Source organism: Microbacterium sp. (genome assembly GCF_041909575.1).
Lineage (GTDB): Bacteria > Actinomycetota > Actinomycetes > Actinomycetales > Microbacteriaceae > Microbacterium.
On the sequence record NZ_JAYRDE010000112.1, the window covers coordinates 1 to 10259 of the forward strand.

The 10259-nt window shown below is 71.6% G+C and carries 8 protein-coding genes; 5 read left to right on the plus strand and 3 right to left on the minus strand.

Features of this window, described 5'->3' with window-relative positions:
• Positions 1-759 (plus strand): glycoside hydrolase family 6 protein (locus ACE3O1_RS13060; RefSeq protein WP_374315724.1); only part of this gene is annotated, 759 nt, incomplete at its 5' end.
• Positions 760-910: 151 nt separating this feature from the next.
• A complete protein-coding gene (locus tag ACE3O1_RS13065) occupies positions 911-1810 on the plus strand; it encodes a response regulator transcription factor (RefSeq protein WP_374315726.1) in 900 nt (299 codons plus the stop codon).
• A gap of 71 nt (positions 1811-1881) precedes the next feature.
• On the opposite strand, the gene ACE3O1_RS13070 is transcribed toward ACE3O1_RS13065, so the two are convergent.
• Entirely contained in the window at positions 1882-3363 is a 1482-nt protein-coding gene (locus ACE3O1_RS13070; protein WP_374315728.1) for a glycosyltransferase family 2 protein, read from the minus strand.
• 190 nt (positions 3364-3553) lie between these two features.
• On the opposite strand from ACE3O1_RS13070, the gene ACE3O1_RS13075 reads away from it, so the two are divergent.
• Positions 3554-5209 carry a sensor histidine kinase gene (locus tag ACE3O1_RS13075; RefSeq protein ID WP_374315730.1) on the plus strand — a complete coding sequence of 552 codons (1656 nt, stop codon included), beginning with the start codon at positions 3554-3556 and terminating at the stop codon, positions 5207-5209.
• Positions 5206-6381 carry a hypothetical protein gene (locus tag ACE3O1_RS13080; RefSeq protein WP_374315732.1) on the plus strand — a complete coding sequence of 392 codons (1176 nt, stop codon included), beginning with the start codon at positions 5206-5208 and terminating at the stop codon, positions 6379-6381. Before ACE3O1_RS13075 ends, ACE3O1_RS13080 begins: the two co-directional genes overlap by 4 nt.
• On the opposite strand, the gene ACE3O1_RS13085 is transcribed toward ACE3O1_RS13080, so the two are convergent.
• Together ACE3O1_RS13085 and truA are read right to left on the minus strand one after the other, a co-directional pair.
• Positions 6359-6979 (minus strand): hypothetical protein, encoded by a 621-nt coding sequence (locus ACE3O1_RS13085; protein WP_374315734.1) that lies wholly within the window; start codon positions 6977-6979, stop codon positions 6359-6361. The genes ACE3O1_RS13080 and ACE3O1_RS13085 overlap by 23 nt on opposite strands.
• Before the next feature lie 49 nt (positions 6980-7028).
• Positions 7029-7877, minus strand: a complete 849-nt coding sequence (gene truA / locus ACE3O1_RS13090; protein WP_374315736.1) for a tRNA pseudouridine(38-40) synthase TruA — start codon at positions 7875-7877, stop codon at positions 7029-7031.
• A gap of 131 nt (positions 7878-8008) precedes the next feature.
• On the opposite strand from truA, the gene ACE3O1_RS13095 reads away from it, so the two are divergent.
• Positions 8009-10084: an acyltransferase family protein gene (locus ACE3O1_RS13095; RefSeq protein WP_374315738.1), complete on the plus strand. Its 2076-nt coding sequence runs from the start codon at positions 8009-8011 to the stop codon at positions 10082-10084.
• Positions 10085-10259: the final 175 nt, after the last annotated feature.

The following is a 10259-nucleotide window of genomic DNA, read 5'->3' on the forward strand; positions in this document are numbered from 1 at the left end:
CAGACCGCGGTGTGGCTCACACCAGAGGCCGACCCGGCGGACGTCGTGGGAGAGCGGATCGCCGCGCTCGCGGACGAGGCGCGCGAGCAGTCCGCGCGCCTCGCGGTGGTCGTCTACGGCCTGCCGGGCCGCGACTGCGGGAACCACTCTGCGGGGGGCCTCGACCCCGCCGGCTACGCGGAGTGGACCGGCCTCATCGGGGAGGCGCTGGAGGCCGCGTCCGACGTGTCGCCCATCGTGATCCTCGAGCCCGATGCGATCGCCCTCGCGCCGGACTGCGGGAACATCGACGAGCGCGCCGGCCAGCTCAGCGACGCGGTGGACCGCCTGGCCGGCGAGCGCACGTGGATCTACCTCGACGGCGGACACTCGAACTGGCGACCCGTCGACGAGATGGCGAGCCTCCTCCAGCGCGTGGGCGACCTCGGCCGCGTGCGCGGCTTCGCCACCAACGTCTCGAACTACAACGAGACCTCCCGTGAGCTTGCGTACGCGCACGCGCTCTCGGAGAGGCTGGGAGGGCTCCACGCCGTCGTCGACACGTCCCGCAACGGCGCGGGCTCGGACGGCGAATGGTGCAATCCCTCGGGGCGACTCGTCGGTGAGCCGGGCGGGACGGTCTCCGATCGGGTCGTCGACACGAACCTGTGGATCAAGCCTCCGGGAGAGAGCGACGGACCGTGCAACGGCGGGCCGGAAGCGGGGACCTGGTGGCCCGACGGCGCCGTCGCCCTGACCCGGCAGGCGCTTGCCCGTTGAGCGAGTACTGAGGCAATCCTCGCGCGGGGGCGGCCATCCGGACGGCCGTGCACGGTACCATCGGAGCACCTCGCCATCGCGCGCGGAGCGTCGCATCTGGGGTCGGCGCCCGTCGCAGGCGAATCATCTGCACGAGAGAGACGCGCGACCCATGACCACCCCAGTCGACCAGCTGAAGACAGCAGTCATCATCGAGGACGATCCGGAGATCCGTCACATCCTCTCCGAGGTGCTCGAATCCGCCGGCTTCTCGACGGTCTCGGTCGGCAACGGCATCGACGGGGTCCGCGCCGTCCTCACCTACCAGCCGCTGCTGGCCACGGTCGACGTGAACATGCCCGGCATCGACGGATTCGAGGCGGCTCGCCGCATCCGCGCGGCGCAGTCCGACACGTACATCATCATGCTCACGGGGCTCAACGACGAGGCCGACGTGGTGGCCGGGCTCGGTGCGGGCGCCGACGACTACCTGCTCAAGCCGTTCCGACCGCGTGAGCTGCGGGCACGCGTCGAGGCGCTCCTACGTCGCACGCGCGGCGACACGACCGTCCCCGTCGCGGTGACCTCGGCACCCTCGCAGGGAAGCGTCGGCCCGTCGTTCCCGGGCGCCCGGCCCGCCACGTCGTCGATCCCGACGCCGGCCCTCGGGGCCGACGGCCCCGCCGTCGTGCCGCCCGCGGCATCCGCTGCCGCCCCCGCCGGTGCAGCGACCGTCGACGACGGCTGGATCGCGCACCGCGACCTGCTGTTGCACCCCGAGAACCGCCTGGTCTCCATCGGCGGCCAGGATCTCGACCTGACGCGCACCGAGTTCGACCTGCTCGCGACGCTGCTCGAGTCCAAGCGGCGCGTGCGCAGCAAGGCCGACCTCACGCTGGTGCTGCGCGGGGAGTCCTACGTCACGAGCTACTTCGTGGGCGACGCGGACAAGCGCGCCGTCGAGGCCCACATGACCAACCTCCGGAGAAAGCTCGGCGACAACCCGACGAACCCGCGGTACATCGAGACGGTGCGCGGCGTCGGCTACCGCCTCACATCGGAACTGGCCTGAACGCCATGAGCATGGAGGGATGCCCCGCCGTGACGGCGAGGCATCCCCGTTCTGAACGCGTCGGGTCCGCGTCAGACCTTGTATCCGTGCTGGCGGCGGATCAGCTTGAAGAACATCGACAGCGTCTGCAGCACGGTGACGACGCCCACGATCGGCCAGCCGATCCAGAGGATCGTCGACTGGACCATCGGGCCGAGCATCGACCAGATGACCACCATCGCCACGACGACGGCGGCGACCACGATCAGCGGCGTCCAGTGTCCCAGGCCCGCACCGCGCTCGGCCTGGGCCTGCATTGCCCAGTTGTCGACCTTCTTGCGCGACAGGAAGCGCGTCCACGAGCGGGTGAAGTGGCTCAGCCGGACCCACATGTAGACCTCGGCCGGGATGAGCGTCAGGCCGAACAGGACGTCGCGCGCGTTGCGGTTCTTCATGGTCAGCGCCATGCGGGTGTTGAGCGCGATGGCGATCACCGGCGGGATCAGCCACCAGGGCGAGAACACGAAGGCGCCGATCGAGAGGGATCCGGCGAGCAGTGTGATGAACGCCACCCGCACGAACAGGTTCATGAGCATGTCGAAGTGCTCGAGCCAGCGCACGCGCAGGTTGGGGTGGAACGGCTGACCCTTGGTGTCGCCGCGCTGCCCCGGCCACATGAGCTCGATGGCGCCGTACGTCCACTTCACCTGCTGCGCGTCCAGCGCGCGCAGGGTCGTCATGCCGCCGACGTCGGCCCGCGCGAACGGGCTGATCTTGGTCAGATAGCCGGCGCTCTTGATCTGCAGCGACAGCAGCGAGTCCTCGACCTCGGAGTCCTTGACCCACGGGGTGGACTGGTGGTTCTGGGCCATGATGTCGCGCAGGGCCTGCGTGGAGAAGATCGAGAACTGCCCGCCGAGCACCGCCATGTTGCGGCCGCGGAGCAGGTTGTGCAGGTTGAAGGCGGCGAACTGCGAGCGCTGGCCGGTCGTGAGGAACTTCGCGAGGCCGCCCTTGATGGAGCTGTCGTCGATCGAGTAGATCGCCGAGATGCCGCCGATGCGCGAGTCCGAGACGGCCTCGGACTCGAGGTATTCGACGGCCTTCGCCTCGGCCACCGTGTCACCGTCGACGCCCAGCAGGTAGTCGTAGCCCTCGACGAGGGTGTAGCCGTAGTTGAGCGCGCCGACCTTCTTGTCGGGGTTCTTGCCGATGTCGTGGACGAAGACCTCGGTGAACTGCTCGCCGAGCTCGGTGACCAGCTCGTGCGGGCCGGCGTACTGCGAGGCGATCTTCACCGTCGCGTCGGAGGTGTTGTTCACCACGACGTGGATCACATCCGGCACGCGGGTCTGCGACAGGAGCGACTCGATGACCTGGGCGATCGAGTCCTGCTCGTTGTAGGCGGGGATGACGCAGCCGATGGTCGAGCGGTGCACCGACGTGTCGTCGAGGACCGTCTCGAAATCGTCGGCGAACCCGTGGACGTCCGAAGCCTCGACGACCTCGGCGGCGTTCCCACGGACGTCGTGGTGCGGCGCCGGTGCGGTGCGGAGGGTGGCCAGCTCGGTCACGGTCGTCTCTTTCGATCGATGAAGTCTGCGAGAGGCTCCTTGTCGGCGCCTGAGATCAGCTTGGCGGGGCGACCGCAACGCGGCGGGCACGAGGTCACCGCCCCGGCGCAACGTTTCCGCAAGAGTTCCGCAACGACGGCACGCGCGAGGTTCCCGAGGAGGTGCCGGCATGGCCTCTAAGATCCGTGACATGGCTACCGGGGGGCGGTCGGAGTCGGCGTACACGGCGCCTGGCACGCGTACGCGCTCGATCTGGCTGACCCAGCTCGTCCTGGCCGCGAGCGTCGTCATGCTGTGCGTGCTCGTGCTCGTCCTGCAGCCCGAGCTCTTCGCGCGGTGGAACTTCGCCCTCGGGATGCTGTCGCTCATCGTCCTCACGCTGGCGACGCTCGCGATCCCCTGGGCGCGCCTCCCGCGCCAGGCGGTGCTCGCGATCCCGTTCCTCGATGCGCTGGCCATCGGCCTGGTCGCCAGCAACACCGAGCTGCGGTTCGGGTTCCTGTGGGTGTTCCCGGTGATGTGGGTGGCGATGCACTTCCGCGTCGCCTACCTCGCCGTCATGCTCGCCCTGATCGGCGCGATCCTGCTCGTCGACTCCACCGCCGCACCCTCGAATCAGGCGGCGCTGCGCATCTTCACGGTGCTGCTGTCACTGACCTTCATCGGCATCACCGCGCACCTCGCGATGCGCCAGACGCACGCCCTGCGACGCCTCCTGAGCCGTCAGGCCGGCAGGCTCACCGTCGCACTGGGCCGGGCGTCGGCCCAGGAGCGCCGGACGAACGAGATCCTCAACGGCGTCGACACCGGCGTGGCACGCCTGTCCCCCTCGGGCGAGGTGCTGGCGGTCAACGACGCCTATGCGCGCCTCTACGGCCTCGACCCGCTCGACCCGAGCCTGCCCGCCCGCTCGGTCGAGTACACCGAGCTGCGCGGCATGCCGGTCCCGCCCTCCGCGCGACCGTTCGCGCGCGCGGCGCGCGGCGAGCTGTTCGTCGACGCGCGCGTGTGGCTGTTCACACAGGCCGGGGAATGGCGGGTGCTCTCGGTCACCGCGAAGCCCCTCGCGGCGTCCGACGACGAGGATGCCAGCATCCTGCTGGTCGTCCACGACGTGACGGCTATCACCCACGCCCAGCGCGAGCGCGAGCGCCTGTCAGCGATGGCCTCGCATGAGCTGAAGCATCCGCTCACCGTCATGATCGGCAACGCCGAGCTCGCGCTCGAGACCGAGGATCTGACCCCGAAGATGCGCCAGCGTCTGGAGGCGATCGTGAGCGCGAGCGAGCGGATGCTGGAGATGGCCAACAGCATGCTCCACACGTCGCGCACGGCGTTCTCGGCCCGCGAGGCCTTCGACGATCTCGACCTGCGTCAGATCGTGGTGGATTCGGTCGACTCGTTCCGCGCGACGGCGAACGCCCACGAGGTCGAGATCGCCCTCGAACTCGACGAGCGCCTGCCCGTCACGGCCGACGGATTCCGCGTGAGGCAGGTCATCGACAACCTCGTGAGCAACGCGATCAAGTACACCGCGCGCGAAGGCCGCGTGCGAGTGGTGGGCGAGCTCGACGGCCCGATGGTGTCGCTGGTGGTCTCCGACACGGGGATCGGCATCGCCGCGAACGACCTGCCGAACATCCTCACCCCGTATTTCCGCACCGACACGGCCACGGAGTCGGCCGGGGGCACTGGAGTGGGTCTCGGAATCACCCAGGCCTTCATCGCCGCACACGGCGGCACGCTGTCGATCGACAGCGAGGCCGGCGTCGGCACGACCGTGTCGGTGCGCCTCCCCCGCAGCGCGCGTGCCGTGGCCACCACCGGAACGGAGACCCGCGCATGAACGAGCTCGTCGACCTCGCCGGGGTGAATCTCGGCATCGCGCAAGCGGCGATCACGACGCTGGCGACGATGCTGACGATCGGCGTGGCGTTCCTGAGCAAGCCCAGCGCCGCGACGCTGTACTGGTCGTTCGCGTTCGCGCTGGCGATGGTGGCCACGTTCGGCGTGGTGGCCGGCGAGCTCAACGACGCCGAGACGCTGCGCCGCGCGTCGCTCGGCCTGCTGCTCGGCGCTCCGGCGCTGCTGTGGTCGGGATTCCGCGCGCTGTGGGGGCTGCGGGCGTTCGCGTGGACCGGTCCCGCCCTGGCCGTGGTCGCCGGCGCCGTGCTCATGGCGTCCGGCGACGTCGCGACGTTCACCGTGGCCTACCGCGCCGCGTTCTTCGCGGCATCCGTCTTCGCCGGCCTGTTCTTCCTCGACTGGGTGCGGGTCTCGGCCCGCCGCCAGGACAAGGCGGTGCTGCCGCTCGCGATCGTGTCGGCGGCGTTCTTCGTCGTGGCGCTGGCCTCGGTGGTCGCGGGCTTCGCCTATCCCCCCTCAGGCGGCGACGACTTCGTGCTCCTGCGCATGGTGTCCTCCGTCGGGATGCTGGTCTACGTCGGGTGCGCGCTGGTGGCCGTGATGGGCGTCGCCACGCGCGACAGCTCCTACGCGCGCACGCCCGCGTCGGCGTCGGACTGGCAGCGGTTCGAGAGCACGGCGATCGACCGACTGCTGCGCGCGCAGCGCACGTCCGAGGCGTGGTCGGTCGTCTACCTCCAGCTCGACGATTCGTCCGACATCCGCCAGACCGCCGGCTCCGCGACGTTCGCGGCGATCTCCGCGCGCCTCGAGCAGGAGGCACGGGCCGTGTTCCCGGCCGAGACCGATGTCGGATCGCCGGCTCCCGGCTCCACGGTGCTTCTCGTCCCACGCCCCGACGCCGTCGTGCGCGACTGCCTCAAGGCGGTGCTCCAGCGAGTCCCCCAGCTCGACGTCGACGGGCGCCTGGCCATCCGTCCGACCGCGAGTGCGGGGTGGGCCCCGGCATCCGTCCTCGGCTACGACCTGGACGCGCTCGTCTACACCGCCCGCGAGGCCGCGGGACTCGCGGCGCAGAAGGGCGGCGACCGGTGGGAGAAGGTCAGCGCGGCCCTCGTGGAGGGCCTGCTCAGCCGGACAGAGCGACGGTGAGCGTGTCGCTCGCGGTCTGCTTGGCGTACTCGCTGGAGGTCGGGGTGGTCTGCACGAGGAAGTCGTAGGTGAACTGCAGTGTCACCGACGTGGCCTCCTCCGGCACAGGCCCGACGTTGAACGTCTGCGAATAGCCGTAGGGCGACAGCACGAGGTAGCCGGGGCTGACCGTCGCGGCGTCGACCTGCGGCTCCAGCGGCGCGAGCGTCTCGGCCCCTGTCGAGGGCACGGCGATCATCGTGGCGCGCTGCAGGTACACCTTCTGGCCGTCGTCGGGTGTCACCGTCGTGGTGAGGTTCAGGCTGACCGGCTTGACGGCGCCCGGGGTCCAGCGGTCCATCGAGAGGGTCGACCAGTAGTCCACGGTCGCGGCGACCGCACCCGCTTCGAGCTCGCGCTGCGTCGACCCCGTGGAGAGGTCGTTGGCCACGGGGGTGGGGACCGCTGTGGCGCTCCCGGTCGGCTCCGCGGTGGGCTGCGTCTCCCAGGGGGCGGGGCCGCAGCCGGCGAGCGCCGCCGTCAGCCCGACACCGAGCACGAGCACGATCGTGAAGCGGCGCGCGGCCTGCATGGGTCCTCCCGGGTCGATGAGCGTCACTCCCCCGTCGCGCGCCAGTCTACGGGGACGGATGCCGCGTCCCGGCGCCTCAGGGCAGGGCGCGTCGTGCCCGCGTCTGCTCGGCACGCTGTTCGAGCAGGTCGTCCGCGGGGTAGCCGACCTCCGTGAGGGTGAGTCCGCGCGCGGCGAGGACCTTCACCTCGGGGACGCGCTCGCGCGAGTCCCGGATCTCGACGATGTCGTCCCGGCCGAGTCGTCCCTCGCCGACGGCCACGCACGCTCCGACGAGGGCGCGCACCATGCTGTGGCAGAACGCGTCGGCCTTGACGTTCGCGACCAGCACGCCCTGCTCATCACGGTGCCAGTCGAACTCGAGGAGGGTGCGGATCGTGGTGGCCTCCTCGCGCGGCTTGCAGTAGGCGGCGAAGTCGTGGAGCCCGATGAGGGAGCGGGCCGCGGCATCCATCACCTCCGCATCGAGCCGCGCGCGCACCGTCGTGGTGCGATGGCGCTCGAGCGGATCGTAGCCGGCGACCGCGTCGGCGATGCGGTAGGCGTAGCGGCGCCAGACGGCGGAGAACCGCGCGTCGAACCCCGCGGGCGCCTCGAGGGTTCGTGTGACGACGACGTCGGAGTAGGCCCCGACCACGCCCGTGAGGCGAGTGGCGAGCGCCGAGACGGCATCCTCGCCCTGGCCACCGCGCGCACGGCCCGCCCGAACGCGCTCGCGCTGCGCGTCGTCCAGGTCCACGTGCGCCACCTGGCCGGTCGCGTGCACACCGGCGTCGGTGCGCCCGGCCACCACCAGCCGCGGCTCGCCCCCGAGGACGCGACCGAGCGCCGCCTCGAGCGTCTCCTGGACGGTCCGCAGTCCGGGCTGACGTGCCCATCCGCGGAAGTGCGTGCCGTCGTAGGCGATGTCGAGGCGGATGCGCACCGCCCCAGCCTAGTTCGGACCGGACGGCGGCTGCCGGACCGGGTGTGACGGTGGGCGCCACGGCGCGCGCGGGTACGCCCGGGGGCACGCCGTGCCCCGTCGTAGAATGGCTGTTCCTCCAAACGTGACTCATGACGTCGAACGCGCCCTCCCTCCCCCACCCGCGCTTCGCGGGCCTCGACGGCCTGCGGGCCGTCGCCGTCGTGCTCGTCGTCGTCTACCATCTCTTCCCGCCGGCGCTCGTTCCGGGCGGGTTCGTCGGCGTCGACGTCTTCTTCGTCATCAGCGGGTTCCTGATCACGTCCCTGCTCCTGCGCGAGCACGATGCGACCGGACGCATCCGTCTCGGAGCCTTCTGGGTGCGGCGCGCGCGACGCCTGCTGCCGGCACTCGTGCTGGTGGTGACGGTGTGCGCGACCCTCGCGTGGCTGATCGGGGGCGACGTGCTCATGCGGCTCGGCGCCCAGGTCGTCGGCGCCGCCACCTTCAGCTACAACTGGCTCTCGATCGCCGCCGACACCGGGTACTTCGCCGGCGGGACGCCCGAGCTGTTCCGCAACTTCTGGTCGCTGTCGGTCGAGGAGCAGTTCTACCTCGTCTGGCCCATCGTCCTGCCCCTCTTCCTGCTGCTGCCGCGCGGTGCGGCGCGCACCCTGGCAGCACTCGCGCTCGCCTCCGCCTCGGCGGTGTGGATGGGCGCGGTCGTATCGGGCGGCGGGGAGCTCACCCGCGCCTACTTCGGCACCGACACGCACTCGTTCGGGATCCTCCTGGGCGTCGCCCTGGCCTTTGCGCTCACGCCGGTGCTCACGCGTCCGCCGCGCGCCGCGGCATCCGTTCCCGGCATCACGCTGCCGCCCGGCTGGACGCTCGCGCTCCCCCCGTCGTCGCTCGCAGCCACGCGGCCGCGCTGGGTCGACGCGTCCGCCGCGCGGACGGTGAGCGGATGCCTCGGCATCGCCGCCCTCGCGGGCATCGTCGTGATCGCGGCGACGGCCCCGTCCGACGGCGCCGTGACGTTCCCGGGGACGCTGCTCGCTGCCAGCGTCTGCACGGCGGTCGCGATCGCCGCGGGAGTCTGGCCAGGATCGTGGTTCGGCCCGGGCCTGGACGTGCAGCCACTCCGGTGGATCGGCGATCGCTCATACGGGATCTATCTGTGGCACTGGCCGCTGCTCGTGCTGGCGATGGCCGCCGTCCCGGGGACGGACGATCCAGTGTGGCTGGGGCTCGCGGTCCTGGGCACGACGGTGGTCGCCGCCGAGCTCTCGTACCGCTTCGTCGAGACGCCGGTCCGCCGCCTCGGGTTCCGCGCATGCGCGCGTCGCCTCGGCGGGTATGCGGTCGGCGGGCCGCGCGGGCGGATGCGCGTCGGCGCGGTCGTGACCGCGGGCGTACTCGTGCTGGGCGGCACCAGCGCAGCGATCGCCGCAGCTCCGGCCGAGTCGACCGGGGAGGCTGCGGTGGCAGCCGGCGCGGCCGCGCTCGATCGGGCCACCGCCTCACCCTCGCCCGCACCGACGCCCGCACCGACGCCGTCGCCGACGAGGACGCCCGCGGCGAGCCCCACCCCGCAGCCCGAAGCCGCGCCCGCGCAGCCGAACGGACCGCTCACGACGAAGCCGTCGCCGACGCCGCGCCCGACGCCGGTCACGGGCGACCAGATCACGGCCGTGGGCGATTCGGTGATGCTCGCGTCCGCCCCGGCGCTGCTCGAGACGCTCCCGGGCATCCAGGTCGATGCCGAGGTGTCCCGGTCGGTCTGGGCGGGCCCGGGGATCCTGGAGCGGCTCTCGGCCGCCGGCGCCCTCCGCCCGTACGTCGTGGTCGCACTCGGGACGAACGGCCCCGTCGACATCGGCATCCTGGAGCGCATGGCCGAGATCACCGGCCCGGACCGGCACCTGGTCCTCGTCAACGCCTACGCGCCGCGTGATTGGATCCCCGGAGTCAACCACGACCTCGCGACGTTCGCGAAGGATCGGCCCGACGTGGTGGTGGCGGACTGGTCCGCGGCGATCGGTGCCCGGACCGACCTGCTGGCAGGCGACGGCATCCACCCCGGAGCTGCCGGCGGCACGGTCTTCGCCGAGACGATCTCGCGCACCGTCGAGGCGGTCGAACGGGATCGGGCGCAGCGCCAGTACGAGGACGAGCTCCGGCTGTACGACCGGCTCGAGGCTCGCCCGCTCCCGGTGGCCGAGTAGCACCGCCCGGCCCGGCCGGTCTGCCAGGCCGCGCGGCGTTCGTTTGGCCGCCCCGCGGCGCACGTTCGGCCGGTCCGCGGCGCATAACTCCTGCACTCTGCGCCCGCGCGAGCCGGCGGACCGCACCACGACGCGGCTCGACACCGCCCCCACCTCCGAAGTGCAGGAGTTATGC